19 protein-coding genes are annotated in these 25,855 nt (G+C 68.2%); 4 read left to right on the top strand and 15 right to left on the bottom strand.

The features are described from left to right. Positions 1-57: 57 nt before the first annotated feature. The 3 genes from O5I81_RS13085 to O5I81_RS13095 form a co-directional block, all read right to left on the bottom strand. Entirely contained in the window at positions 58-1,254 is a 1,197-nt protein-coding gene (locus O5I81_RS13085) for an O-antigen ligase (RefSeq protein ID WP_271065320.1), read from the bottom strand. A gap of 303 nt (positions 1,255-1,557) precedes the next feature. Next, positions 1,558-2,259, bottom strand: a complete 702-nt coding sequence (locus O5I81_RS13090; RefSeq protein WP_271069028.1) for a sugar kinase — start codon at positions 2,257-2,259, stop codon at positions 1,558-1,560. A 278-nt stretch (positions 2,260-2,537) separates the two neighbouring features. Continuing rightward, the gene (locus O5I81_RS13095) at positions 2,538-4,040 is read right to left on the bottom strand and encodes a Wzz/FepE/Etk N-terminal domain-containing protein (RefSeq protein ID WP_271065321.1); all 1,503 of its coding nucleotides are present in this window, start codon (positions 4,038-4,040) and stop codon (positions 2,538-2,540) included. Between the two features lie 133 nt (positions 4,041-4,173). Here O5I81_RS13095 and O5I81_RS13100 point away from each other — a divergent pair, with 133 nt between their 5' ends. Next, positions 4,174-4,890 carry a polysaccharide biosynthesis/export family protein gene (locus O5I81_RS13100; RefSeq protein ID WP_271065322.1) on the top strand — a complete coding sequence of 239 codons (717 nt, stop codon included), beginning with the start codon at positions 4,174-4,176 and terminating at the stop codon, positions 4,888-4,890. A 1-nt stretch (position 4,891) separates the two neighbouring features. Here the strand turns inward: O5I81_RS13100 and O5I81_RS13105 are convergent, their stop codons facing one another. Beyond that, complete coding sequence (locus tag O5I81_RS13105; RefSeq protein ID WP_271065323.1) at positions 4,892-5,161, bottom strand: sel1 repeat family protein; 270 nt, start codon at positions 5,159-5,161, stop codon at positions 4,892-4,894. A gap of 372 nt (positions 5,162-5,533) precedes the next feature. Between O5I81_RS13105 and O5I81_RS13110 the strand changes: the two genes are divergently transcribed. After that, positions 5,534-6,034: an RcnB family protein gene (locus O5I81_RS13110; protein ID WP_271065324.1), complete on the top strand. Its 501-nt coding sequence runs from the start codon at positions 5,534-5,536 to the stop codon at positions 6,032-6,034. A 104-nt stretch (positions 6,035-6,138) separates the two neighbouring features. Here O5I81_RS13110 and O5I81_RS13115 read toward each other — a convergent pair whose 3' ends face one another. The 3 genes from O5I81_RS13115 to O5I81_RS13125 all read right to left on the bottom strand — a co-directional run bounded on the left by O5I81_RS13115 (position 6,139) and on the right by O5I81_RS13125 (position 10,843). Further along, positions 6,139-7,242, bottom strand: coding sequence for a sugar kinase (locus O5I81_RS13115; RefSeq protein ID WP_271065325.1), 1,104 nt, complete (start codon positions 7,240-7,242; stop codon positions 6,139-6,141). Continuing rightward, positions 7,239-7,910, bottom strand: coding sequence for a bifunctional 4-hydroxy-2-oxoglutarate aldolase/2-dehydro-3-deoxy-phosphogluconate aldolase (locus O5I81_RS13120; protein WP_271065326.1), 672 nt, complete (start codon positions 7,908-7,910; stop codon positions 7,239-7,241). Before O5I81_RS13120 ends, O5I81_RS13115 begins: the two co-directional genes overlap by 4 nt. 95 nt (positions 7,911-8,005) lie before the next feature. Further along, a complete protein-coding gene (locus O5I81_RS13125; RefSeq protein WP_271065327.1) occupies positions 8,006-10,843 on the bottom strand; it encodes a TonB-dependent receptor in 2,838 nt (945 codons plus the stop codon). A gap of 240 nt (positions 10,844-11,083) precedes the next feature. Here O5I81_RS13125 and O5I81_RS13130 point away from each other — a divergent pair, with 240 nt between their 5' ends. Further along, entirely contained in the window at positions 11,084-12,418 is a 1,335-nt protein-coding gene (locus O5I81_RS13130; protein WP_271065328.1) for a pectate lyase, read from the top strand. On the opposite strand, the gene ppc is transcribed toward O5I81_RS13130, so the two are convergent. The 4 genes from ppc to recA form a co-directional block, all read right to left on the bottom strand. Further along, positions 12,415-15,102 carry a phosphoenolpyruvate carboxylase gene (gene ppc, locus O5I81_RS13135; protein ID WP_271065329.1) on the bottom strand — a complete coding sequence of 896 codons (2,688 nt, stop codon included), beginning with the start codon at positions 15,100-15,102 and terminating at the stop codon, positions 12,415-12,417. The two genes, O5I81_RS13130 and ppc, sit on opposite strands and share 4 nt — an antisense overlap. Beyond that, positions 15,087-15,842 carry a 2-dehydro-3-deoxy-D-gluconate 5-dehydrogenase KduD gene (gene kduD / locus O5I81_RS13140; RefSeq protein ID WP_271065330.1) on the bottom strand — a complete coding sequence of 252 codons (756 nt, stop codon included), beginning with the start codon at positions 15,840-15,842 and terminating at the stop codon, positions 15,087-15,089. Before kduD ends, ppc begins: the two co-directional genes overlap by 16 nt. A gap of 10 nt (positions 15,843-15,852) precedes the next feature. Next, a complete protein-coding gene (gene kduI, locus O5I81_RS13145) occupies positions 15,853-16,686 on the bottom strand; it encodes a 5-dehydro-4-deoxy-D-glucuronate isomerase (RefSeq protein WP_271065331.1) in 834 nt (277 codons plus the stop codon). Between the two features lie 377 nt (positions 16,687-17,063). Continuing rightward, on the bottom strand, positions 17,064-18,134 hold the full coding sequence (gene recA, locus O5I81_RS13150) for a recombinase RecA (RefSeq protein ID WP_271065332.1): 1,071 nt from the start codon (positions 18,132-18,134) through the stop codon (positions 17,064-17,066). A gap of 245 nt (positions 18,135-18,379) precedes the next feature. Between recA and O5I81_RS13155 the strand changes: the two genes are divergently transcribed. After that, positions 18,380-20,002, top strand: a complete 1,623-nt coding sequence (locus O5I81_RS13155) for an EAL domain-containing protein (RefSeq protein ID WP_271065333.1) — start codon at positions 18,380-18,382, stop codon at positions 20,000-20,002. Positions 20,003-20,062: 60 nt separating this feature from the next. Here the strand turns inward: O5I81_RS13155 and O5I81_RS13160 are convergent, their stop codons facing one another. From O5I81_RS13160 to flhB, 4 genes are all read right to left on the bottom strand, one after another. Beyond that, entirely contained in the window at positions 20,063-21,895 is a 1,833-nt protein-coding gene (locus O5I81_RS13160) for a DUF885 family protein (RefSeq protein ID WP_271065334.1), read from the bottom strand. 132 nt (positions 21,896-22,027) lie between these two features. Continuing rightward, on the bottom strand, positions 22,028-22,348 hold the full coding sequence (locus tag O5I81_RS13165; RefSeq protein WP_271065335.1) for a hypothetical protein: 321 nt from the start codon (positions 22,346-22,348) through the stop codon (positions 22,028-22,030). 259 nt (positions 22,349-22,607) lie between these two features. Continuing rightward, the gene (locus O5I81_RS13170) at positions 22,608-24,659 is read right to left on the bottom strand and encodes an ATP-binding protein (protein WP_271065336.1); all 2,052 of its coding nucleotides are present in this window, start codon (positions 24,657-24,659) and stop codon (positions 22,608-22,610) included. Between the two features lie 112 nt (positions 24,660-24,771). After that, positions 24,772-25,854 (bottom strand): flagellar biosynthesis protein FlhB, encoded by a 1,083-nt coding sequence (flhB, locus tag O5I81_RS13175; RefSeq protein ID WP_271065337.1) that lies wholly within the window; start codon positions 25,852-25,854, stop codon positions 24,772-24,774. Between the last annotated feature and the right edge of the window lies 1 nt (position 25,855).

Raw genomic sequence — 25,855 nt, forward strand, 5'->3', positions numbered from 1 at the left:
TACGGCGCTGACGGTGACGGTCATCCGGCCGCGCCGGAAGACAGTCACCGCCGAGTCCTACTCCTGATCCCGGTCCGGAAGGGCCAGTTTCACGGCCAGAGCGACGAAGATCATCCAGCGCATGTCGTTGTAGGAGACGGCGAAGCTCTCGGTCAGGGTGGTCAGGCTGTAGATGATCAGGAACGGCAGGGCGAGGTAGGCGCCCTTCTCGCGGAACACCGAGACGATCGCCGCCCCCATGGTCTGCAGGTAGAACAGGCCCCAGGCGATGAGGCCGGCATAGCCCATGCCCAGCCACTGTTCGAGCCAGGCGTTGTGGGCGTGGCTGGCCTTGAAGCCGGCTTCCTTGGTGATCCATGACAGGGGTCCCCAGCCGGACTTGTCGTCCCAGACGGCGCTGTAGCCATAGCCGGTCCAGGGCCGCTCCTCGATCTGGCGCCAGACGGCGGCCCAGATCTTGGTGCGGCCGGTCAGGGTGGCATCCTTGCCGAGCAGGCCGAGGAAGACGTCGGAGGCGACCACCAGGAAGGCGGCGAACAGCAGGGCCCCGACCACGGCGGCCCAGGTGGCGGCGACGGCGGAGGCGGCGCCCCGGCGGACGATCCAGATGAAGGCCAGCCCCCCTGCCCCCAGCACCAGCGAGACCAGCGAGGTCTTGGAGGTCGACATGATGACCAGGAACAGGGTGAGGATGGCCGCGCCGTACCACAGCCAGGACCGCCTGGGGTTCAGCAGGCCGGCGGCGGCGCAGACGCCGAAGCCCATGGCCATCATGCCGCCCAGGCCGTTCTTCTCGACCCAGACGCCGCGCCAGGCGCCGGGGAACAGGGTCTGCATCTTGCCGATCGAGGGGACGCCGACGGCGAGGAGGAAGGAGACCACCGCCAGGATCAGGAAGGAGGCCCCGATGATCTCGGCCAGCGTCGCCCAGCGGTAGCGGGCGGCGATGACGATGCCGCCCAGCGTGGTGGCGTAGAGGGCGATCATCCGGCGCAGGGTGGCGTCGGGAGCCAGCGACCACAGCATGGAGGCGGCGACGACCATCATGATCAGGACGAGGAAGGGCTGGCGCAGCGTGCCCTTGACCACCTCGCCCAGGTTCATGGCCATCAGCAGGATGGCGGCCGCGTAGGCCGGCAGGTAGGCGTTGCGGACGATGCCCGAGGCGGCGGCGTCGAACGTCGCCCCGAAGATCGGCATGATCCAGCCCTGGCTGAAGATCAGCAGCATGAAGACCGAGAGCCCGTAGGCCATCCAGTCGAAGAGGTCGGCGCGGCGGCGGGGTCGGGGCGGGGCTATCGGGCGTGGGGCCTGCGGAGCGCCGGGCGGCGGGGGCGGAGGCCTCCAAGCCTCATGCGCCAGCACTTTTCTACCGCTCATCCCGGCGAATGCCGGGACCCATCCGCGTGATCTCGATGCTTGCGATACGTGCCCTTGGGCACGGCCGGGATCGCCACGAGCAGGACCGCGCCGTGCCTACAGGCACGAGTCCTACCCAACCGCGCCCTACGAACTGGGTCCCGGCATTCGCCGGGATGAGCGGAAAAATGGAGGTAATCACGGCAGGATCCGCCGCAGGAAGCCGGGCGGTTCGACCATGGCGCGGTTGAAGAAGACGCCGGCCACCCGGCCGCCGGCCGTGGCGATGGCGTCGCGCAGCTGCGCCGGGGCCCGGACGTCAGGCTGGTCGGCCGCGACGACGAGCACCGTCTGGTCGATGAAGGGGGCCACGGTCAGGGCGGCCTGGGAGCGGTCGGCGGCCGGGGCGTCGATGACAATCAGGTCGGCGTGCTTGCGCAGCGCGTTCCAGTAGTCGGCGCCGGGCAGGATGTGGACGGTCTGGCGGCCCTTGAGCACCTCGCGGCGGAAGCGGGTGACCCACCAGCGGGCTTCGCCGACCTGGTGGGCGGCAATGTAGCGGGCGTTGGGAATCAGCGCGCCGTCGGCGGTCTTCTGGGGCGGCTGGACGGTCAGGAAGCTGCTGCCGTCCGGGCTGGCCGAGGAGGCCTTGCCGAGGGCGCCGTAGTGGGCGGGATCGGCGGCGATGGCGGCGTGCTGCGGCGAGGCCTGCAGGTCCAGGTCGATCAGCCAGACCGTCTTGCCGGCGCGGCGGGCGGCGAAGCGGGCGAACTCGCGGGCGACGGTGGAAGTCCCCTCGCCGGCCCGGGCGGCGACGAACTGGATGACGCGCGCGCGGCCGGGAGCGGGCGCGCCAAGCGTCGCCCACAGCCCCCCCATTTCGCCGCTCAGGTCCACCATCCGTCGAATCGCCACGCACGCACTGCGGTCTACAGGTTAGCCCATCCGGCCGCTGACGGCCCGCCTTGCCGTCTGCGCCATAGAATCACATCGCGGGGCCGGTTGGCGCCGCACTCTACTCCCCCCGTTTCGTCATCCTCGGGCTTGTCCCGAGGACCCATCGTTCGGCTGCGACAAGCGTCTGGCGGTTCCTCACGAGCGAAGCCTCATCGGTTCGCGCCTGGCTGATAAATGGGTCCTCGGGACAAGCCCGAGGATGACGACGGGGGAGCGTTGGATCACCGCACCTTGTACGGCGCGGCGCCCAGCACCGGCAGGTCGAGGGTGCGCGAAGCCGAGGCCGGGGTCGGCATCCCCGGCCGCAGGAACATGCGCAGCAGGCCGGCGCAGAGGGCCGAGAAGGCGGCGAACAGAAAGGCGAGGATCAGCACCGGCTTCTTCAGGCTGGCGCCCTTGGCCGGCGGGCTGGCCCGTTCGAAGATGCGGATGTTGTCGTTGCTCTCGGCGGCCATCATGCGGGCGGCGTCGTCCTGCTGTTCCTTGACGGTGTAGTCGCGCACCGAGCTTTGCAGGATGTCGCGGTCGCGGGTCAGCTCGGTGAATTGCGGTTCCAGCTCGGCCAGTTGCTGCAGCTTGGTGGTCGCCTCGACGTACTGGGCGGCGTTGGTGTCGCGGGCGCTCTTCAGGGAGGAGATTTCGGCGACCAGCTGGGCCTTCTCGGTCACCAGGGTCTGGTAGACCGGGTTGGGACCCATGCGGCGGGCGCCGGGCGCGGTCGTGCGGCCGGCGGCGACGGCGGCCTCCAGGGTGCGGATCTGGGCGTCGATGTTCTGCAGGGTCTGGCTGTCGGGGGTGTAGCGGCTGCGCAGGTCCTCGCGCTGTACCTTCAGCTTGGCCAGTTGGTCGGAGTCGGCGGTGTTGACGTCGCTGTAGAGGGTGGTGGTCGGCGAGAAGCCGGTCAACTGGGTCTCGAGGCCGGCCAGGCGTCCCTGACGCTCCTGGATGCTGGCTTCCAGCGTGTAGCGTTGGCCTTCCAGCTGGCCGATCAACTGGGTCATGCTGGCCTTGGTGGCGGCGAAGTCGCCGAGATTGTTGTTCTGCAGGAACTCCTGATAGGCGGTGTCGGCCTGCGCCAGCCGCTCCTCGAACAGCACCCGCTGGCGCTCCAGGGCCGGCGAGGCGGTCTGGACCAGGACGGTGCGGCGGTAAGTGAGGTACTCCTCCAAAAACGTATTCAGCACCCGGGCGGCGACGGCCGGGTCCTCATGCTCGAAACTGATGCGGATGACCGGGTTCTGCGGCGTGGTCGCCACATTCATGCTCTCGCCCATGTCCTGCACCGCCTTGGCCAGGATCAGCGGCTTCTCGGCGGCCGGGGCGGCGTCGTAGACCTTCCCGGCGGCGGGGTAGACATTGGCCAGGCCGAGCTTGCGCAGGGTGCGTTCACGCAGCTGCGCCGACAGCAGGATCTCGGCTTCCGAGGCCACGAGGCTGTCGGTGTCGGGCACCGCGCCGCGGGCGGCGTCGCCGGCCCGGGGCTCGTAGACATATTCCTGGCCCAGCTGGACCAGCACGCTGGAGCCGGCGGTGTAGGACTTCTTGAGGGTGAAGGAGAAGCCGGCCCCGATGACGAACAGCAGCAGGAAGACCAGGAGCATCAGCCCCTTCTCGCGCCACAGCAGGGTGACGAAGTCGGACGGCGCATAGCGCGGCCGACCGGCCCAGTCGGCGCGGGCCGGCGGATCATGCGGTACGGTGGTCCAGTTGCCGGCGTAGGCCATGCGATTCTGCGAAACGCCCTCTCTTCACGGGCACCCTCGCGCGGGCGGCATTAACGGTCCGTTACCCATTCTCCTTAACCTTTGCCCCATGATCCGCGCGCGCCGTCTTGTTGCAGCTTTCAGTGTCCTGGCCATGGCCAGCGCGCCTGTCGCCGCCAATGCCTGGTGGCCCTTCGGCGGCAAGGACAAGGACCGCCCGACCGCCGCCCCCAGAGGACAGGCGTTTCCCGACATCGCCTATGCCGACTGGAGCGAGGCCGAGCCGGCCTATCGCGTTTATCCGGGCGACGAGCTGGAGATCTCCATCGCCTCGGCCCCGGAGCTGAACAAGACCGGCTTCATCCAGCCGGACGGGCGAATCGCCCTGCCGCTCGTCGGCCCGGTGATGGTCGCCGACCGTACCCTGCCCGAGGTCGAGGCGGCCCTGGCCCAGGCCTATTCGCGGGAACTGCTGCGGCCACAGGTCACGGTCGGCGTGAAGACCGCCCAGCCCCTGAAGGTGTTCGTCTACGGAGAGGTCGAGAAGGCCGGCATCTACGACATGCCTGGCGACATCAATTCGCTACAGGCGGTGGCCATGGCCGGCGGCTTCAAGACCAGCGCCAAGCGCAAGCAGGTGGTCATCCTGCGCCGTACCGCCGACGGGCGGTTCATGCGGCGGACGGTGGATCTGCTGAAGGGATCGAACCAGGGCGGCGCGGACCTTGTGCCGCTGCGCCGCTTCGACCTGGTCTATGTGCCGCGCAGCGAGGTGGCCGAGGCCAACCTGTTCCTGCAGCAGTACTTCCGGGACCTGATCCCGATCAGCTTCGGGTTCAGCTACGACCTGAACCCGAACAGCAACAACTAGGTTAGGCCCGGGCCAGCCATTCGCGCGCCTGGCGCTGGGCTTCGGCGACCTCGTCCGAGGCCATCTCCTGGCTCAGTTCCTTGCGGTACAGCCGCGCTTCCATCGAGCCGCGCATCGCCGCGAGGTTGAACAGCATGTGGGCCGAGACGTAGTCGAGCGGCGCGCCGCCCTGACCGGTGGAATAGAGCATTCCCATGCGGAACAGCTCGTCGCCCGAGGTGTCCGGCCCCGGCAGGGGCAGGTGGGCTTCGGTTTCGTGGCTCATCATCATGATGCCGTATCCCGTGTTTGGCGCCGTTCTGGCGGCCGGTTCGCGTTGATCACGGATACGAGCAAAGAGCCGCGTCTCTGAATTCAAGGTTAATCGGATGCGCCGCCGCGACATTTTGGGCGATTTTTTCCGGAATAGTTTCAGCCTGTTAGGACGCGGGTAAGGGACTGGTAGCGTTACGTTCACACGCCTTGAGAGGGGATGAATCCGCCGGGGTCGCGGTAAGCTTCTGGAGGGGGGCGGGAACAGCGTTCCTGACATGATCGTTCAGGCTGGGTTCAGGCGCGTCGATTCACTCTGATCGCCTGTCGAGGGTAAATCGCGCGGTCCTCCACTCTGGCCGCGCTGTCGACCAGAAGGAGGACGTCGACCATGAAACGTCTGCTAATGGCCTTTGCCGCCGCCGCCTGTGTGGCCGGACCGATGACCATGGTGGCCACCGAGGCTTCCGCCCAGAACCGTGATCGTTACGAACGCCGCGACGACCGACGCGACTACCGTCGTGAGCGCCGCGACGATCGTCGGGACTACCGTCAGGATCGCCGTGAAGATCGCCGGGACTACCGTCAGGACCGCCGCGAAGCCCGCTGGGACCGCGCCCGTCACAACGGCTACTACTACCGCAACCGCTGGCACTACGGCCCGCCGCCGAGCGCCTACTACAACGACCCCTACTACCGCCCGGGCTACGCCGCCTGGCGGCGTGGGGCCTATCTGCCGAGCTACTACCGGTCGAACGACTACCGGATCTACGACTACGGTCGCTACCGCCTGCGCCCGCCGCCGCGCGGCTACTACTGGTACCGCTCGGGCGACGACTTCCTGCTGGCCGCCATTGCCACCGGCCTGATCTTCGAGGTCATCAGCCACTAGGCCGAAACTGAAATGGAAACGCCCCGGAGGAGACTCCGGGGCGCTTTTCGTGGGCGACTCCTGCCGTCCGTAAACCTCTCCTCCCCGCCGCTGCGCGGTCAGGGCTAGCGGATGACCCGAGCGCCCTTGCCGTGCATGACCGCCTCGACTTCGCTGGCCCGCACCATCGAGGTGTCGCCGGGCGTCGTCATGGCCAGCGCCCCATGGGCCGCGCCGTACTCGACCGCCGCCTGCGGGCCCTTGCCCTCCAGGAAGCCGTAGGCCAGCCCGGAGGCGAAGCCGTCGCCGCCGCCAACGCGGTCGTAGATCTCCAGGTTCTCGCGCATCTGCGAGGCGTAGAACTCGCCGCCCGCCCAGAGGATGGCCGACCAGTCGTTGAAGGTGGCGGTCTTAGCATTGCGCAGCGTCGTGGCCGCGACCTTGAAGTTCGGGAACTCGCGGACCGCCGTGGCGATCATGGTCTTGAAGTTGGCCGGGTCGATGGCGCTGATGTGCTCATCGAGCCCTTCGACCTCGAAGCCAAGGCAGGCGGTGAAGTCCTCCTCATTGCCGATCATCACATCGACGTACTGGGCGATCTCGCGGTTGATCGCCTGGGCGCCCGGCTTGCCGCCCTGGCTCTTCCACAGGCTGGCCCGGTAGTTGAGGTCGTAGGAGACGACCGTGCCGTACTTGCGGGCCGCCTTGACCGCCTCGATGACCGCCTGGGCCGTGTTGGGCGACAGGGCCGCGAAGATGCCGCCGGTGTGGAACCAGCGCACGCCTTCCTCGCCAAACAGCCGGTCCCAGTCGACTTCGCCCGGAGCGATCTGACTGGCGGCCGAGTTGGCGCGGTCGGAGCAGCCGAGGGCGGCGCGAACACCGAAGCCTTTTTCGGTGAAGTTGAGGCCGACACGGGTGTTGCGGCCGATGCCGTCGAACTCGCGCCAGATGACATGGCTGGTGTCGACCCCGCCCTGCATCATCAGATCCTCGACCAGCCAGCCGAGGTCATTGACCGGCAAGGCGGTGACGGCGGCGGCGCGCTTGCCCCAGCATTTGCGCATGGCGCGGGCGACATTGTACTCCCCGCCCCCCTCCCAGACGTTGAACTGGCGGGCGTTGCGCACCCGGCCATGACCGGGATCGAAGCGCAGCATCACCTCGCCGAAGGAGACGCAGTCCCAGCGGCAGTCTTCGGCGGGGCGGAGGGTGAGGATGTCGCTCATTTTTTCCGGTATTTCTCGATCAGCTGGACGGTCTCACGGACCTTGGTTTCGATGCCGGCCCAGTCCCTGGCGTCCAGCAGGTCCTGGGTGATCAGCTTGCTGCCCATGCCGGCGGCGACGATGCCGGCCCCGAACCAGGCCTTGACGCTGTCCTCGGTGGGATCGACCCCGCCGGTCGGCATGATGCGGGTCCAGGGCATGGGGCCGAGCACGGCCTTGACGAACTCCGGGCCGCCGACCTGCGTGCCCGGGAAGACCTTGACGATCTCGCAGCCCAGCTCCTGGGCGTAGGAGATTTCCGAGGCCGAGCCGCAGCCCGGGCTGTAGGGGATCATCCGGCGGTTACAGACCCTGGCGACGTCGGCGTTGAGGATCGGGCCGACGACGAACTTGGCCCCATTGGCGATGTAGATGCCGGCCGTCGGCGCATCGACCACCGAGCCGACGCCCATGACCACGCGCGGATCGGCCTTGGCGAAATGGCGGGCGACGTCGAGGAAGACGTGCGCCGCGAAGTCGCCGCGATTGGTGAACTCGATACAGGGCGCGCCGCCGTTGACGCAGGCCTGGATGACGTTGACGCAGACCTCCGGGTCCGGGTGGTAGAAGACCGGGATAACCCCCTGCTTCATCATCGCTGAAAGAACGGACATCCGGTCGTGAGTCATCACGCGCTCCTGTGAACTGCCTGGGGCGCCAGCCTAGCTGAAAAGAATGGGCGCCGGGGTCACGTCCCGGCGCCCAGTTTGCGCAAGGAGGTAGGTTAGAAGGTGTAGCGGAAGCCGACGAAGAACTGCCGGCCGGTGTGGTGGTAGACGCTGGAGCGATCGCCGGTGGACGAGATGTACTGATCGTTGAACTCGTCTGTCAGGTTCAGCCCCTCGGCCGTGATGGTCAGCTTGTCGGTGACCTTGAAGGAGGCCGAAGCATCGACATTGAGCGTCGCCTTCTTGCCTTCCACGTCGTTGAGGTTGGTCGCCCCGACCGCCGCGCTGCTGTTCCGCCCCGGCACCGTCTGAAGGTAGTCGTCGCGGTAGGCGGCGGAGACACGGGCGCTGAACCGGTCGTCCTCGTAGTAGATCGTCGCGTTGTAGGCGGTGGGCGACAGGTTCACGAGGTCGTCGGTCACCTTGACCGGTGAGGTGGCCGAGACGGCGTACTCGATCTCCGATTCCACGTAGGTGTAGTTGAGCACCAGGCCGGTGTTGCGAAGCAGCCCGGGCAGGAAGGTGAACGGTTGCTGGTAGCTGATCTCGAAGCCCTTCAGCGGGCCGCCCTCGGTATTGATCGGGCTGGTCACGTCGTAAGCCGTGGAGCCATCCTGGCCCGGGGGCAGCAGGGTGAGCGGCAGGCCGGTCGTGTCGTAGGGCCGGTTTTCCCGCAGGGTCTGAATGTAGCTGTCGATGTCCTTGTAGAACAGGGCGACGGAGAGCAGGGAATCCTTGGCGAAATACCATTCGAAGCTCAGATCGTAGGTCTTGGCCTCGAAGGGATCGAGCAGCGGATTGCCGGAAACCACCGTGCGAGCCGCCGTGTTGACCGTGCCGCCCGGCGACAGGTTCTGCAACTGCGGCCGCGCCATCACCTTGGCCGCGCCGAAGCGGATCAGGAACTGGTCGGTCACGTCGAAGGCCAGGTTCAACGACGGCAGAACGTCGCTGTACTCGTTGCCGACGACAACCTTGGTGGCGCCGCCGGTCGCCAGGTAGCCGCTCGCCTCGATGTCGGTCTTCACGGACCGCAGGCCGAAGTCACCGCGCAGGCCGTGGCCGAAGATTTCGGTGCGGAATTCGCCCATCAGGTAGACGCTGGAGGCGGTTTCGATGGCGCCGCGATTGTTGCCGCGCGCCGACCCGTTGGTCTCGCCGGCGAGGGTGAAGTCGCCGCCGGTCACGCCGGTGTTGCAGTTGCAGTAGATGTCGTACAGCCGGGCGATGGCGCGCACGTCCGGCACGACCCAGCTGCGGTGCAGACCGCCGGAGCCGTAGCCGGTCAGCACCTTGGAGATGTCGGCGATGGTCACGCCGGGCGGCAGGGCCGGGACCGAGGTCTCGCTTGCGCGCCGCTTTTCGAAGCTCTCGAAGGTGAACTCCGACCAGTTGATGCCGGCCTTGACCGTCAGCCAATCGGTCGCGTCCCAGGCCATGTCGTAGCGGACAGTCTTGTAGGCGTTGTCGACGCCCTGCGGCCGGATGCGGATTTCAGTGCCGGTGGCGCCGGCGCCCGGCGTGTTGATCCACTGCCAGTTGGCGGGGTTGGCGACGTCGAAGCCGTAGTTGATCTTCGGTTGGCGATCATTGCCCCGGAAGTCCCAGCTGTAGCCGTCGATATCGAGGCGATCGAGGGTGACCGTGGTCTGCAGCGGGTTGCGGAACACCGAGAGCGCGCTGCCGAGCACGAAGTTGGCCCGCCACTGGTCGTTGAACTCGTGGTCCAGTTCGAAGGTGTACTGGGTGAACTCCGTCTCAAGGGCGTCGAAACGCGACTCGCTGCGGACATCGACATCATCGAAGAGGCCGTAGACGAGGTTGCCGCGGCTATCGACTTCCGCGGCCAGAACGTCGGTTGCACCCTTCCCCTGGGCGCCGGAACGGCTGAACGACAGGCTCTCGAGGAAGTCCTCCTGGCGGGTCGATTTGAGGTCGGCATAGAGGACATCGAACGAGAAGGTCGTGCCCTCGCGAGGCATCCACTGCAGGCTGCCGGTGATCCCCAGCCGTTCCTGGCTGTGCGTCAGGCGACCGTAGCGGGGAATGCGGGGCGAATAGATGGAGTCCCGGGTCGCCGGGGCGCAGACCGCGGCGGCGGCGGCGCTGCAGGACTGGAACGCCGAGCCGGTGGCGCCCGAGTCGGCCCAGCGCACGGAGCTGAAGCCCTCTTCCAGGAGGTCACGTTCGCTGTAGGCGATCGAGAACAGCGCGCCGAGGTTCCCGCTATCGGTCTGGTCGGACCATAGGAAGGCGCCACGCGGGTTATACTCGCTGGCCAGGTCGTTGTAGCCGTACTGGCCGGCGAGGGTCAGGACACGGTCCTTGAAGTCGAACGGTCGCGAGGTGCGCAGATCGACCGTCGCGCCGAGCGAGCCTTCCTCGACCGCCGCCGACTGCGTCTTGCGGACGGTGATGGAGTTGAACAGTTCCGAGGCGAAGATGTTGAAGTCGAACTGGCGCGTGCGGTTGGCGCCGCCGGAGCTGTCGGTGCCGCCGGTCGTCGCCAGGGCCTGGATGCCGTTGACCCGGATGCGAGTGAAGTCTGAACCGAGCCCGCGGACAGTGATCGAACGGCCCTCGCCGGCGTCACGGTCGATGGAAACCCCGGGAATACGCTGAATGGCCTCAGCCAGGTTCAGATCAGGAAAGTCGGCGATGTCTTCGGCCTTGATCGAGTCGACGACCGCCGTCTCCTGGCGCTTGGCGGCGATGGCGTTGGCCAGACTACCCTTGAAGCCGGTGACGACAACCACCTCGACGTCGCCGTCTTCGGTCGTCGCCGGCGCCTCCTGCGCCGAGGCATAGCCGGCGGCGCCGAGCGCGACGGTCATGGCCGCCAGCGACGCGCCACAACGGAGCGCGAAGCCGCGCGAACGATCCTTGTTGGACATCCTGTAGTCCCTCCCCTTTCAGGCTCGTCCGCGGTCTGACGCCGCCGTCCTGCCTACCTGTGACACGATCCGGGACCGGCGCCCTCCTGGCAACGCCCCCGGGTTGGTGACACCGGTGTCATTACAAGTCGGAACTTGTTTGACACCGGTATCATCGGCGTTGATATCTCGCTTTCGAACGATTTGACAAGCCCCTCCGCCGAACTTCCGCCGAAGTTCACCTAACGGGAGAATTCGAACGTGAGCCGTCTTGCCGCCTGCCTGCTGGGCGCCGCCTGCGCCGCTTTCGCCCATCCGGCGGCCGCCGCCGATCCCCTGCCCGCCTTCCCCGGCGCCGAGGGACACGGACGGTTTTCGCAGGGCGGCCGGGGCGGGGCGGTGCTTTTCGTGACCAATCTGGACGACGCCGGACCTGGCAGCCTGCGCGCCGCCGTAGAGGCCAAGGGGCCGCGGACGGTGGTGTTCGAGACGGCCGGAACCATCCGGCTGAAATCGCCCCTGAAGGTCTCCCGCGGCCGCATCACCATCGCCGGCCAGACCGCGCCGGGCGATGGAATTACCCTGGCCGACCAGCCGCTGATCATCGCCGCCGACGATGTGGTGGTGCGCTTCCTGCGGGTGCGGCTGGGCGGAGAGTCTGGTGTCCAGGAGGACGCGGTCACGGTCTCGCGCGGCCGCCGCATCATGCTCGACCACATCTCGGCCAGCTGGTCGGTGGACGAGACCCTGTCGGTGGGCAGCCGCTACAGCCCGCCGGAGGATGGCGTCTACGACGTCACCGTGCAGTGGAGCCTGATCGGCGAGAGCCTGAACCGGTCGCTGCACGAGAAGGGCCGCCACGGCTACGGCAGCCTGATCCGGGGCGGCCACGGGGCGAGGATGAGCTTCCACCACAACCTGTGGGCCAGTCATCAGGCGCGGATGCCGAGACCCGGCAACTACAACGGCCCGGAGGTGGATCCGCTTGGCCCCTTCATCGAGTTCCGCAACAACGTCTTCTACAACTGGGGCGGCGGCCATGCGGGCTACAACGCCGACACGGCGGCGCTGGCGGCCTACGACTTCGTCGGCAACAGCTACCTGCCCGGGCCCGACAGCGTCGGCCGGCTGGCCTTCTGCGAGGACAACAGCCTGTCGCGGGCCTGGTTCGCCGACAACAGCATGGCGGGCGTGGTTCCGGCCGATCCCTGGAGCCTGGTCGGATGCAAGCCGCCGGCCGGGTATCGGGCGACGGGTCCCCTCGCCGCCTCGAATGTCACGACCACGTCGTCAGCGGTGGCGGCGGAGGCGGTGCTGGCGCGGGCCGGCGCCTCGAAGGCGCGCGACGCGGTGGACCTGCGTATCGTGGCAGGCGTGAGGGACGGAAGGGGCCGGCTGATCGACAGCGAAACCCAGGTCGGCGGCTGGCCGGCGCTGAAGGCTGGGGCGGCGCCGGCGGACGTGGACCGCGACGGGATGGCGGATGCCTGGGAGCGCCAGCACGGGCTCGACCCGTCCGATGGCACGGATGGCGCCGGTGACAAGGACGGTGATGGCTACACGAACCTGGAGGCTTACCTGAGCAGCCTGACCTAGCCGGTATTACGCAGGCCCGCCGCGATCCCCGTCACTGTCAGCTGGATCGCCAGCCGCGTCTCCTCGCTGTCATCGCCCTTGCGGCGGCGGCTGAGAAGTTCCAGCTGCAAGTGGTTGAGGGGCCTGACGGAACCAGCAGCCAGCGCGACGGACTCGGCCAGGTCGGGGCGGTCATCGAGGAGCTTCGTTCCGCCCCGGATCGCCAGGGCCAGATCGACGGCCGCGTCATGCTCGCGGCGGATGGCGTCGAAGATCGGGTCGGCCGAGGCGCGGTCCTCGCACAGGGCCGCATAGCGCACCGCCAGAGCCATATCGCTCTGGGCCAGGGCCAGTTCCATGTTGGACAACAGGGCCTCGACGATGTCGAACTCGGCGGCCAGTTCTGCCAGCCGGGCCGGCTCCAGACCCGCCCGCTGCGCGCCGCCGGCCAGGCCGTACCAGCCCGGCAGCATGATCCGCGCCTGCGACCAGCTGAACACCCAGGGAATGGCCCGCAGGTCTTCGATGCGGCGGCTCTTGGTCCGTGAAGCGGGGCGGCTGCCGATGTTGAGCGTGACGATCTCGGCGATCGGGGTGGCGGACCAGAAGAAATCCTCGAAGCCCGGGGTGTCGTAGACGAGGGCGCGATAGTGGGCGAAGGCGCCGGCGGCCAGGGCGTCCATGGCTTCGACCGCCCTGGGGTGGACGGGGTCGCGCGGCCGGGCGGTGGCGGTGAGGACGGCGGCGGTCAGGCCCTCGAGGTTGCGGCGGGCGGTGGGCTGGTCGCCGAAGCGGCGGAAGATCATCTCGCCCTGCTCGGTCATCCGCAGGCGGCCCTGGACGGTGCCGGGTGGCTGGGCCAGCACGGCCTCGGCGGCGGGACCCCCGCCCCGGCCGACCGAGCCGCCTCGGCCGTGGAAGATGCGCAGGCCGACGCCCAGCCGGTCACATTCGGCGGCCAGGGCCGTGGCGGCCCGGGCCACGCCCCAGCGGGAGGCGACATAGCCGCCGTCCTTGTTGCTGTCCGAATAGCCGACCATCACCTCCTGCACCGGCGACGGGCCGAGCAGGGACCTGGCGGCGTCGGTCTCCAGCCAGGCGCGGAGCACGGCCGGGCCCGCCTCCAGGTCGCCGATGGTTTCGAACAACGGGCTGACGCGCACCGCGGCGCGCGGCTGGGCGCCGCCCCAGACCAGGCCAGACTGCTTCAGAAGGACCAGGGGTTCGAGGATGTCGGAGACGGTGGCCGACTTGGAGACGACATAGGCGCCGATGGCCGCCGGGCCGTAGTCGGCAATGGCGCGGGCGGCGGCGTCGATGATCGACAGCTCGCGGGCCGTCTCCTCGCCATAGGCGGTGAAAGGCGAGCGCAGCGGGCGCGGGGTGGCCAGTTCCTCGAGCAGGATGGCGACGCGGGCGTCCTCGCTCAGCGCCAGGTAGTCGGCTTCGCCGCCGGCTTGTTTGAGAAGGTCGGCGATGACCCGCTCATGGACATCGGAGTTCTGCCGCAGATCGACCGAAAGCAGGTGGAAGCCGGCGGCCCGGGCCAGGGCCAGCAGGGTCTTGAGCCGGCCGCCGACCAGGCGCGCGCCGCCATGGGTTTCCAGCGAGACGCGGATGACCTCAAGGTCGGCGATGAAGGCCTCGGGGGCGTCATAGGCGGGGCCGTCCGGATCGCTGACGGCATAGGCGACCCGCGTCCCCGTCAGCTTGACCGAGGTGGCGCAGAGGCGGTCGAAGATGCGTTCGAAGGCTAGACGATAGGGTTCATCCAGGCGATGGACGCTCGGCTGGTCAGCCTGCATGGCCAGCGCCAGCAGGGACTCGGAGGCTGGCCCATAGGCGGTCGAGATGGCCAGGTCCGACCACAGCCGTCGCACCTCGGAAGCATAGTGGTCGAGGATCAGCCGGGCCTGCGACTTCAAGGCCAGCGCCAGAGTCTCGGCTCCGACCCCGGGGTGGCCGTCGCGGTCGCCGCCCAGCCAGGTGCCGAGCTTGAGGATGGGACCGAGCTCGCCGATCTCCTCACCCCAGCGGTCGTAGAGCTCGATCAGGGCCGGCAGGATGGCGGTGCGCACCACCGACAGGGCGTTGCGGATCTCGTCGGCGACGGTGATCTTCTCGGGCCGGTAGAGCCGGGTGCGCCAGAGCAGAGCCGTCTCGCGGAACAGATCCTCGCGGATCTGGCGGTCGAGGGCCGGCGGCAGGTGATGGCGGCGCAGGGCCATCAGCCGGGCGATCTCGACCTGGCGCTCGACCAGGGCCCGGCGGCGAACCTCGGTCGGGTGGGCGGTGAGCACCGGGGTGACCGACAGACCGGTCAGCGCCCGGGCGCCGGGCTCGCCGAGCGCCTTGAGGGCGTCGGCCAGGGTGGCGGTCTCTGCCTGGCTTTCGGCCTCGGCTTCGGCCCGGCGGCCGGCGACATCCTCGCCGATGTTGGCCAGCATGGAGGCGCAGGCGAAGGCTCGGGCCAGCAGCGAGGCTTCCGATGGGGTCACCGCGTTGAACAGGAAGCCGAGATGAGGCGCTTCGCCACCCTCTCCGGCGGCGGCCCGGGCCGCCTCGACCAGACGGGCGGCATCCTCGCCATCAAGATAGCGGATGGCCTCGGCGAGCAGGTCGCCGAGCAGCGCCAGGTTCTTGCGGACCTGGCCATTGGAGGACACCCCTCCGGTGTTCGCGGAACCGGTCAGCGGGCCAGCCATCCCCCGTCCACGGGCAGGATGGCGCCATGCACATAGTTCGAGGCCGCCGAGGCCAGGAACACGGCCGCGCCGCCAAGATCCGACGGCTGGCCCCAACGGCCGGCCGGGATGCGCTCGAGGATGGACTTGTTGCGCGCCTCGTCGGCCCGCAGGGCCTCGGTGTTGTTGGTCGAGAAATAGCCGGGCGCGATGGCGTTCACATTGATTCCCTTGACCGCCCACTCGTTGGCGAGCAGGCGGGTCAGACCGGCGATGCCGCTCTTGCTTGCCGCGTAGGAAGCCACGCGCACGCCGCCCTGGAAAGACAGCATGGAGGCGATGTTGATCACCTTTCCGGCGCCTTTTCCGAGCATCTCGCGGGCGGCGGCCTGGGAGAGGAAGAAGGCGGTCTTCAGGTTCACATCCATCACCGCGTCCCAGTCCTCCTCGGTGAAGTCCAACGCATCGTTGCGCCGGATGATCCCCGCGTTGTTGACCAGGATGTCGGGCGCCGCCGCGGCGGCCTTTGCGGCGGCGATGATGTCGCCCGAGATGTTCGGCTGGCCGAGGTCGGCCTGGACGAAATGGAAGGCGCGGCCGGCGGCGCGCACGCCGGCCTCGGTGTCGGTCGCGGCCGAGCGGCCGACGGCGACGATGTCGGCCCCGGCCTCGGCCAGAGCCACGGCCATCGCCTGGCCAAGGCCGGTGTTGGCGCCGGTGACCATGGCCGTCCGCCCGGCCAGGCTGAAGAGATCGCTCATGTGCGGGAGCCTACTTCAGCTGGCAGATGTCGAGGACATTCATGTCCGTGTAGTCGAGGTTCTCGCCGCCCATGGCCCAGATGAAGGCGTAGTTGGCGGTGCCCGAGCCCATGTGGATCGACCAGGGCGGGCTGACCACGGCTTCCTCGTTGGCCACCACGATGTGGCGGGCGCTGTCAGGCTCGCCCATGAAGTGGAAGACCCGCTCGTCGCCCTTGAGATCGAAGTAGAAGTAGATTTCCGAGCGACGATCATGCAGGTGCGGCGGCATGGTGTTCCAGACACTGCCGGTGTTGAGGATGGTCAGGCCGAGCAGCAGCTGGGCCGACTGGCAGACACCGGGAATGATGTACTGGTAGATGGTCCGCTCGTTGGAGGTCTCCAGCGACCCGCGCTGCAGGGGTGTGGCGTCGGCGATTGCGATCTTCTTGACCTCGAAGCGGGCGTGGGCCGGGGTCGAGGTCAGGTAGAAGCGGGCCCCCTCCCCTTCGAAGACGACGTCCTTCGTGCCCATCGGAATATAGAGGCCGTCGCGCGGGCCCATGTCGAAGGCCTGGCCATCGACCGTGATCCTGCCAGGCCCGCCGACATTGATGACCCCCATCTCGCGGCGCTCAAGGAAGGGATGGCCGGCGGCGCTGGCCGGCTCGGTCTGGTCGGGCAGTTTCAGGGGCGAAGCGCCGGGCGCGGCGCCGCCGATCACGAAGCGTTCGTTGTGGCTGTAGTTGAGAACCACCTGACCATCGGCGAACAGGCCGCTGATCAGGTAGCGGTCACGCAACTGATCGTTGGTGGCGCCGTCCATCATGTCCGGATGGGTGGCCTGAAGCGTCTTGGCGAACATGCGGCGGTCTCCTCGAAGGCGGTCTGTTTGTGGTCAGGTAACCGGTGTCATGTCTTTGGGCAAGATAGTTCCTCCCCCAGGCGCGTAGCGCCGGATCGGGGAGGTGTCCGACGCGCAGCGTCGGATGGAGGGGGTCTCCAACGCAAGCAAGCGGCAGCGGAAAAGGTTCAGCAGCAACGGGTGGGGGCCCCCTCCCCCACGGCCTGCGGCCGCGGTCCCCCTCTCCCGATGGGGGAGGAATAAAAAAAGGACGCCCGCCGGTCAGCGGACGCCCTTTAGCTGCGGCCCGCCAAGTGCGGGGCGGAACGGGAGGTCGAGGGTGGGTCGCCTCACCGTTCCCGGCGGGCCGCGAGCATTTCTGCCCGGCGGAACCGGTCCTAGATGTCGTCTTCCTCGGTCGGGCCGACGAGGAGTTCTTCCTCGATGTCGGTCGACTTGCCGCGGACCTGGGCCTCGATCTCGGCGGCCATGTCCGGGTTGTTCTTGAGGAACTCGCGGACGTTGTCGCGGCCCTGGCCGATGCGCTGGCTGTTCCAGGAGAACCAGCTGCCCGACTTCTCGATGACCCCGGCCTTCACACCCAGATCGATGATCTCGCCGAACTTGGAGATGCCCTGGCCGTACATGATGTCGAACTCGACCTCGCGGAAGGGCGGCGCCACCTTGTTCTTGACGACCTTGACCCGGACGTTGTTGCCGATGATCTCGTCGCGGACCTTGACCGAGCCGGTGCGGCGGATGTCGAGGCGGACCGAGGCGTAGAACTTCAGGGCGTTGCCGCCGGTCGTCGTCTCCGGACTGCCGTACATCACCCCGATCTTCATGCGGATCTGGTTGATGAAGATGACAATGGTCTTGGCCTTGTGGATCGAGCCGGTCAGCTTGCGCAGCGCCTGGCTCATCAGACGGGCCTGCAGGCCCGGCAGGCTGTCGCCCATCTCGCCTTCGATTTCGGCGCGCGGCGTCAGGGCCGCCACGGAGTCGATGACGATGATGTCGACGGCGTTCGAGCGCACCAGGGTGTCGGTGATCTCCAGCGCTTGCTCGCCGGTGTCCGGCTGCGAGACGAGGAGTTCGTCGAGGTTGACCCCCAGCTTGTGGGCGTAGGACGGATCCAGCGCATGCTCGGCGTCGACGAAGGCGGCGGTGCCGCCGGCCTTCTGGACCTCGGCCACCACATGCAGGGCCAGGGTGGTCTTGCCCGAGCTTTCCGGACCGTAGATCTCGACGATCCGCCCCTTGGGCAGGCCGCCGATGCCAAGCGCGATGTCGAGGCCGAGCGAGCCGGTGGAGACGCTTTCGATCTCCTCGATCTTGCCCTTCACGCCCAGCTTCATAACCGAGCCCTTGCCGAACGCCCGATCGATCTGGCTCAGCGCCGCTTCCAGAGCGCGCTGCTTGTCACCGTCGTCTTTACCCACGAGCTTCAATGCCGCCTGACTAGCCATACCAAGTCCACCTTGTCCCACGATTCTCGCCGGCCCGCCCGGCGCGTCTGGGATATAAGTACATGGTTTGTTCTTGTTCGCAATATGTTCTCGTTTGGGACGGCAACATTTTTGCGCAAGGCCGGACCGGAAGCCCGCGAGAGGGACTCGCCCATTTCGTGCTGTGACGGCCTGACGCACCCGGCTGACAACGGCCCCTTAAGCTCCTCTCGCCTACAGGAAATGGCCCTATCCGGAGTCACGCCTTGCCCACCTCTTCCCTGACGCTGCTCGGCTTCGCCTTCGCCGCCGGTGATCTTCTCCTCGAGCTGGACGCCGCCGGGACGGTGCTGGAGGCCGTCGGGGCCGCGCAGTCGATGCTCGGCGTGGCGGAGGAAGAACTGGTTGGCCGGCCGCTGACCAGCATCTTCGATGACACCGATGTCCAGCTGCTGGGCGCCATCCTCGAATGCCTGGACGAGGGTCAACGGCGCGGACCCGCCACCCTGCGTCTCGCTCGCCCCGGCCAGCACGGCGCCGCGGTCACCCTGCGCAAGCTGCCCGGCAACAGCGGTCGCATCTCCTGCGCCCTCCTGGCCGCTCCGCTGCCCAACACCCGGGGCGGCGAGGACGGCATGCATGATCGCGCCAGCTTCGAGGCCGTGGCCCGGGGCCTGACCGAAGCCGCCCACCTGGCCGGCCGCGAGCTGGAACTGGCCATGGTCGACCTGGCCGGGCTGGAGGAGGCCCGCCGCGCGCTCGCTCCGGCCGAGGTCAGGTCGCTCGACGCCCGCGTCGCCGGCGCCCTCCGGGCCGAGGCCGGCCAGCACGGGGCCGCCGCCAGGCTGGAGGGCGAACGCTTCGCCCTGCTGCGCGAGGCCGGCGAGACCCCGGACCTGGTCGCCCGCCGCCTCAGCCGCGCCATCGCCACCGCCGCCGGCGCCGCGCCGATCGGCGGCAAGGTGCAGTCGGTGCCGCTGGAGATCGCCTCTCCCGGGCGCCTCGCCCGGGCCATGCGCTACGCCCTCGACGACTTCCTGGCCGAAGGCCTGAAGGACGTTCCGCCACGATCGATGGCCGACGCCATGAACCGCTCGGTGCGCCGCACCCTGGCGCGGGCGGGCGAACTGGGCGCCGCCGTCAGCCAGCGCCGTTTCTCCCTCGCCTTCCAGCCGGTTGTCGCCCTGGCCGACGGCAGCCTGCATCACCACGAGGCCCTTGTCCGCTTCGAGGACAACGCCAGCCCCTTCGCCATGGTCCGCATGGCCGAGGAGTTCGACCTCATCGAGGAGCTCGACCGTGCCGTCCTCGAACAGGCGATCCGCCGCATCAAGGGCGACCGGACCGGCGAACTGCGCCTGGCGGTCAACATCTCCGGCCGCAGCATCGGTTCGGCTCCCTTCGTCGAGGGCCTGCAACGGCTGATCAGCCAGACCGCCAACCTCGGCCAACGGCTGATCCTGGAAATCACCGAAAGCGCCGCCATCGACGACCTGGCCCAGGCCAACCGCCATATCCAGGCGCTGCGCTCGACCGGCTGCATCGTCTGCCTCGACGACTTTGGGGCGGGTTCGGCCTCGCTGGCCTATCTGCAGACCCTGACGGTCGATGTGGTCAAGATCGACGGACGCTACGTTCGCGACCTGACCGGCGGCGGCCGCGACGCCGCTCTCGTCCGCCACGTCGTCAGGCTGTGCCAGGACCTCAAGGTCCGGACCGTCGCCGAGATGGTCGAGAACAAGGAGGTCGAGGCCGCCGTCCGCGAGGCCGGCGTCGACATGGCCCAGGGCTGGTACTACGGCCGCCCGGCCGAGACCCCTGCCCAGCCGATCAAGCACGCCGCTCCGACCAACCTCCGCCGGGCCGGCGCCAAGGAGAGCTGGGGCTGAGGCCAAAGAAACGGGGACACATAAAATTCGCCAGTGAATTCAACGTGTCCCTCTTGTCCCCTACTTCCCGGCCTTCGTCGCCGCGATGTAGTCGTCGACCACGTGCTCCAGCACCTCCAGCGGCGTGCCGCCTGACAGCAGCACCGCGTCGTGGAACTTGCGGATGTCGAACTTGCCGCCCAGCTCCTTCTTGGCCTTGGCCCGCGCTTTCAGGAAGGTCAGCTTGCCGACCATGTAGCTGCAGGCCTGGCCCGGCCAGACGCAGTAGCGTTCGATCTCGGTGATCGCGCCGCTTTCCTGGTCGCCGATGTTGTCGACGTAGTACTTCACCGCCTGCTCGCGGCTCCAGCCGTAGTAGTGCATGCCGCTGTCGACCACGAGGCGCACGGCCCGGAACATGGCGTCGTGGATCATGCCGGCCTCGTCGAGCGGCTTGCCCTTGTACATGCCCATCTCGACGGCCAGTTCCTCGGCATAGAGGGCCCAGCCCTCGCTGTAGCCGGAGAAGCCGATCACCTTGCGGATCAGCGGCAGGTCGCCAGCCTCGTTGTTCAGCGCCAGCTGCAGGTGGTGGCCCGGAATGGCCTCGTGGTAGGTCAGGGTCGGCAGCACGAACTTCGGCTGTTCGGCCGTGTCGCGCAGGTTGATCCAGTAGATGCCCGGCCGCTTGCCATCCAGCGACGGCGAATTGTAGTAGCCGCCCGGCGCCCCGGCCTCGATCGCCTTCGGCACCCGCCGGATCTCCACCGGCGCCTTGGGCAGCTGGCCGAACCATTGCGGCAGCTTGGCCTGCACCTCTTTCGCCTGTTCGTTGAGGCTGGCGATCAGGGCGTCCTTGCCCTCGTCGGTGTTCGGCCAGTGCTGCTTGGGGTCGGCGTAGATGGCGGCGTAGCGCTCGCCGACCGTGCCCTTGCTCAGGCCCGCCTTCTTCATCAGCACATCGGCCTTGGCGCCCAGGCTCTTGACCAGCTCCAGACCGGTCTTGTGCACCTCTTCCGGCGTGATCTCGCTGGTCGTGTAGTTCTTGAGCGAGACGGCATAGTACTCCTCGCCCTTGGGCAGGCGCTTGACGCCGGCGTCATGCACCGCCTTGCCCTGCCAGCTCTCCAGCAGCTCCAGTTGGCGCTGCAGCGCCGGCTTGACCCGCTCGTTGTAGAGCGCCGTGGAGACCTTGGCGTAGTCGCCCTCGATCTTGGCGGCCCCGACCCGGCGGACCAGCGAGGAAACCAGGGTCGTCTCTTCCGTCTTCGTCGACAGGAAGGATTTCATCTGGGTGATGGCCTTGGCGATCACGAAGTCCGGCGGGATCACCCCGATGCCGGCATCATGCCGCGCCGTCTCGGCCTCGTTGTCGAGGTTGCGGGCGAAGCACTCCATCCGCGACAGATAGGCGTCGGCGTCGTCCTTGGTCTCGATGCTGTGGGCGGTGTCGAGGAAGTCCGGGGTCGACTGATAGCTGCCGGTCAGCTGGCTCAGCACGTAGGGCGCGCCCGAGCCGCCGCCGTTGTAGTCGAACTTCGAATTGCCCTCTTCCTGCACGGCCAGCACGAACTCGACGGTGTCGTAGTTGACGGCGTCCATGCCGGTCAGCGACTTGCGGTCGATGGTCCGCAGTTCGGCCAGTTGCCGGGTGTTGTCCTTGCGGGCCTCTAGGTTGGCCGTCCGCGAGTTGTCGCTGAGCAGGCTCTTGCTCCAGGCCATGGCGCCGTTGTCGATGCCCAGATAGGTCGGCAGCTCCGGCGAGCGCCGCATGGCCTCGTCCATCGCCCGGTCGAACTGGGCGTACATTTTGGCCGCTTCACCCGTAGGGGCGGCGGCGCTGGCCAGGCGGGGCGCGGCGGCCAGGGCGGCGAGCGCGGTGGCGGAGGCGAAGAGTTCGCGGCGGTTCATCATGGACGTTGGCTCCCCAGGCCGCATCGAGCGGCGAATATGGCTGGGGCCAAGCGTTATGCCCCCGCATGCCTTGCGGCAACGGGGCTGGCGTTAAATCGGAGTAATGCGGGCGGCGTCAGCCCCGCCTAAGCCTCAGGCCCCGGGCCCTTCGCTGATCACCTGCGGCGGGCGATAGCGTTCGACCAGGCTTTCGAGCTCCTGGGTGCGGGTGGCCCCGGCGACATTGAGGCGGACGTACAGCGCCTCGGCGCCCTTGTCCTTGGCGGCCTTCCAGGCCTTGGCGGCCGATTGCAGGCTGCCCGCCGCGCCGGCGCAGATGACATCCAGCGCCCCGTCCTTGCGACGCACGCAGACGAAGTTCCCCGCCATGGCGGGAAGCTCGGCCAGGTCGCTGTTGAGCCGGAAGCGCAGCGCGACGCCATCGGCGCCTTCGAGTTCAATATAGTCGTTCACGGACTTCCTTTAGGCGTCGCCGCGTCTCACCGCCAGCATCATTGCAGGATCATTGGTCTGTGAGGCGAAACCAAGACGCTCAGGTCCTTGCCGAACCCCGATCCGCGCCCATGCGCGACCACCTGTCGCGCGGCGGGCGGTCGCGTCTGCGAACACCTATTGCCAGTTTAGGATGCTCCCCGCCAAAACGGCCTCTGGATCGGCAGAGACGGCGGAGCGCCCGCATCAGCGCCCGCCACTCTCCACCGGCGCGCGAAGGCTAAGCCGCGATCTGCTGCTTGACCCGCTCGGCCAACGTCTTGATGTCGATCGGCTTGGGCAGGAACGACACCCCCTCCTCGCCTTCCAGCAGGTCGCTGAACTCGGCCTCGGCATAGCCGCTGATGAACATCACCGGCGCATCGCCCAGATAGCCCCGCGCCTTCTTCAGCAGCGTCGGCCCGTCCATGCCCGGCATGATCACGTCGCTGATCAACAGGTCGATGGTGCCGGCGTGCTCGATGCACAGCTCCAGGGCCTCCTCGCCGTCGCAGGCCTCGATCACCTCATAGCCGCGCGCCCGCAGCAGCCGGGCGGCCACCCCGCGCACGGCGTCCTCGTCCTCGACGAACAGGATGCGGCCGACGCCCGACAGGTCGCGGGCCGCCTGGCGGACCGGCTTGACCGCCTCAACCACCGGAGCGGCCCCGGCGACCGGCACATGCACCGGCAGGAAGATGCGGAACACCGCCCCCTGCCCTGGCTCGCTTTCGACGTGGATCCAGCCGTCCGACTGCTTGACGATGCCATAGACGGTGGCCAGGCCCAGACCCGTGCCCTCGCCCACCGGCTTGGTGGTGAAGAAGGGGTCGAAGATCTTGCCGACGACTTCGGGCGGAATGCCGGGACCGTCGTCGCTGACCTCGATCAGCGCCATGTCGCCCATCGGCAGCCCGGCATATCCCAGGTTCGCCGCCTCGATGTGGCTGACCCGCGCCGTGCGGATGCGCACCGTCCCGCCGCTGCCGGCGGCGCGCACGGCGTCGCGGGCGTTGACGGCCAGGTTCATCACCGCCGTCTCCAGCTGGCTCTTGTCGGCCCGCACCAGCGGCAGGTTGCGCCCATAGTCGGTGACCAGCTTGACGTCCTCGCGCAGCAGCCGGCGCAACAGCACCTCGAACTCGCTGATCAGTTCGCCCAGCTCCAGAACCTCGCGCTGCACCGTCTGCTTGCGGCTGAAGGCCAGCAGCTTGCGCACCAGGTCGGCGGCCCGAACCCCCGTCTGGCGGATTTCGTTCAGCCCCTCGTACGAGGGATCCCCCAGCGGATGACGCTGCAACAGCTCGTCCAGCCGCAGCTGAATGGCGGTGAGCAGGTTGTTGAAATCGTGGGCCACCCCGCCGGCCAGCTGGCCGATGGCCTGCATCTTCTGGGCCTGGGCCAGCTGCAGCTCGATCTGCTTCTGCTCGGAGACGTCGACCAGATAGGCCGTCAGCCGTCCGCCCTGGCGGTTCAGGTACAGATGCCCGATCCGCGTATTGTCATGGTTCAGCCGTACCTCGAACGGCCCGGCCCGGCCCTCGGCGGCGCCCAGGCCGGCGTCCAGCCGCGAGCTCTCGGCCACCAGTTCGCCGAACACCAGCCCGGGCTTGGCCGCCCCGCCGGTGATCTCGCCCAGCGCCGTGTTGGCCTCGACGATGCGGGCGGTGAACACGTCCGCCCCGTCCAGCAGCGCCGCCCCGAACGGCGAGGCCGCCGCCAGCGCGTCCAGCCCCGCCTCGGCGGCGGTCGGAATGGCCAGCGCCCTGGGGCTGATCTCGGCCGGCGGCAGAACCAGCGACCGCTCGGCCGCCAGCCGCAGCAGGAACCGCCCCGGCCCCAGCGAGGCCACGGCAAGCTCGCGGTCACCGTCCTTCAGCTTCAGCGAGGTGTTGGCCGCCAGCCCCCGGCGCGCCCGGTTGAAGGCGCCGTACAGTCCGGCCGCCTGGCCGTTGCGCGGCAGCCGTCCGCCGGCCCCCAGTTCAGTGGTCCAGGGATCGTTGGCGGCGATGATCTTGCCGTCCAGCCCGGCCACCGCCGCCGCCTCGGGCAGCGCCTCGACCATGGCTTCCAGCATCGGCGTGTCGTCGGCCTCGTTCGGCGTCCCCGAGGCCCGGAATGCCAGCAGCCCCAGGCAGGCGACGCCCGCCAGCCCGATCAGCAACAGCAGCCCGGCCAGGGTATCGACCCCCGCCTCCAGGGCCGGATAGGCGGCGAATCCGACGGCCAGCACGAAGAATACCGCGGCCGCTCCCACCAGGGGATCGAACCGGACCTTCCGCTTCTCGCTCATTTCCGCTCGGGGCATTGGCAGCCTTGGGAGCTCCTTGGGGCTCAGCGTCGAATCACTCATTGGGGAGGATACTCGTTAATGGAACCGTCCCCGAATCGGGCAGGGTTCGGGGTCATCGCAACGTCGTCGCCCGCGCCGCGCGCTTCTGGCTCATCACGAAGCCGATGATCTTGGCCACCGCCTCGTAGTGGGCTTCCGGAATGACCTGGTCGACCTCGGTCGCCGCATACAGCGCCCGGGCCAGCGGCGGATCCTCGATGACCGCCACCCCGGACTCCTCGGCCAGGGCCCGGATCCGCAGCGCCAGGTCGTCCAGCCCCTTGGCCACGCATTCCGGCGCCGCCGTCTCTCCCGCCTCGTAGCGCAGCGCCACGGCGTAGTGGGTCGGGTTCATCACCACCACGGTGGCGTTGGGCACATTCTGCATCATCCGCCGGCGCGAGACTTCCATCTGCATCTGCTTGCGCTTGGCCTTGATGTGGGGGTCGCCGTCCGACTGCTTGTATTCGTCCTTCAGCTCCTCGCGGCTCATCCGCATCCGCTTCATGAACCGCGCCCGCTGCCACAGCCAGTCGGCCCCCGCCGTCACCAGCAGGAAGCACAGCACCGCGAAGAACAGCGCCTTGGTCAGCGCCATCGTCGCTGGCAGGATGGCCACCGGATCGGCCGCCGCCAACGCCTGCAGCTCGTGCGCATGGGGCTTCAGCACCATCCAGGTCACCGCCCCGGTCGCCCCGATCTTCAGGAAGCTCTTGAGGAACTGCATCAATCCGTCGGGCCCGAAGATGCGCTTGAAGCCCTCCAGCGGGCTGACCTTCTTGAAGTCGGGCTTCATCTTCTCGGCGGTGAACAGCAGGCCGTGCTGCACCACATTGCCGGCGATCCCGGCCAGCATCGCCGCCACCATCACCACGATCAGGGCCGGCATCCCGGCCATGATCGCCTGCTCGGCGATGCCGACCCCGCCCGTGCCCGACATGTCCATCGCCTCGGGATGGGCGATGAAGGGCAACAGCTTGCCGGTCATGTCGGTGGCCAGCCAGCCGCCGCCCATCAGGATCACCCCGGCCACGGCGGCCAGGCTGAACATCTGCGGCAGATCCGGGGTCTTGGCGACGTCGCCCTTCTTGCGGGCGTCCTCGAGCTTCTTGGCTGTTGGTTCTTCTGTTTTCGAGGAAGCGTCTTCATCCGCCATG

The sequence above is a fragment of the Caulobacter sp. NIBR1757 genome, assembly GCF_027912495.1.
Classification (GTDB): Bacteria; Pseudomonadota; Alphaproteobacteria; order Caulobacterales; family Caulobacteraceae; genus Caulobacter.

What these genes read in the sequence shown, in the direction of transcription:
- O5I81_RS13085 (WP_271065320.1), bottom strand. Translation starts at nt 1,254, where the DNA reads ATGGCCTACGGGCTCTCGGTCTTCATGCTGCTGATCTTCAGCCAGGGC.
- flhB (WP_271065337.1), bottom strand. Translation starts at nt 25,854, where the DNA reads ATGGCGGATGAAGACGCTTCCTCGAAAACAGAAGAACCAACAGCCAAG.
- ppc (WP_271065329.1), bottom strand. Translation starts at nt 15,102, where the DNA reads ATGGCTGGCCCGCTGACCGGTTCCGCGAACACCGGAGGGGTGTCCTCC.
- O5I81_RS13105 (WP_271065323.1), bottom strand. Translation starts at nt 5,161, where the DNA reads ATGATGATGAGCCACGAAACCGAAGCCCACCTGCCCCTGCCGGGGCCG.
- O5I81_RS13160 (WP_271065334.1), bottom strand. Translation starts at nt 21,895, where the DNA reads ATGATGAACCGCCGCGAACTCTTCGCCTCCGCCACCGCGCTCGCCGCC.
- O5I81_RS13095 (WP_271065321.1), bottom strand. Translation starts at nt 4,040, where the DNA reads ATGGCCTACGCCGGCAACTGGACCACCGTACCGCATGATCCGCCGGCC.
- O5I81_RS13125 (WP_271065327.1), bottom strand. Translation starts at nt 10,843, where the DNA reads ATGTCCAACAAGGATCGTTCGCGCGGCTTCGCGCTCCGTTGTGGCGCG.
- O5I81_RS13120 (WP_271065326.1), bottom strand. Translation starts at nt 7,910, where the DNA reads ATGACTCACGACCGGATGTCCGTTCTTTCAGCGATGATGAAGCAGGGG.
- O5I81_RS13100 (WP_271065322.1), top strand. Translation starts at nt 4,174, where the DNA reads ATGGCCAGCGCGCCTGTCGCCGCCAATGCCTGGTGGCCCTTCGGCGGC.
- kduI (WP_271065331.1), bottom strand. Translation starts at nt 16,686, where the DNA reads ATGTTCGCCAAGACGCTTCAGGCCACCCATCCGGACATGATGGACGGC.
- O5I81_RS13110 (WP_271065324.1), top strand. Translation starts at nt 5,534, where the DNA reads ATGAAACGTCTGCTAATGGCCTTTGCCGCCGCCGCCTGTGTGGCCGGA.
- kduD (WP_271065330.1), bottom strand. Translation starts at nt 15,842, where the DNA reads ATGAGCGATCTCTTCAGCCTGGCCGGGCGGACGGCCATGGTCACCGGC.
- recA (WP_271065332.1), bottom strand. Translation starts at nt 18,134, where the DNA reads ATGGCTAGTCAGGCGGCATTGAAGCTCGTGGGTAAAGACGACGGTGAC.
- O5I81_RS13170 (WP_271065336.1), bottom strand. Translation starts at nt 24,659, where the DNA reads ATGAGCGAGAAGCGGAAGGTCCGGTTCGATCCCCTGGTGGGAGCGGCC.
- O5I81_RS13115 (WP_271065325.1), bottom strand. Translation starts at nt 7,242, where the DNA reads ATGAGCGACATCCTCACCCTCCGCCCCGCCGAAGACTGCCGCTGGGAC.
- O5I81_RS13090 (WP_271069028.1), bottom strand. Translation starts at nt 2,259, where the DNA reads ATGGTGGACCTGAGCGGCGAAATGGGGGGGCTGTGGGCGACGCTTGGC.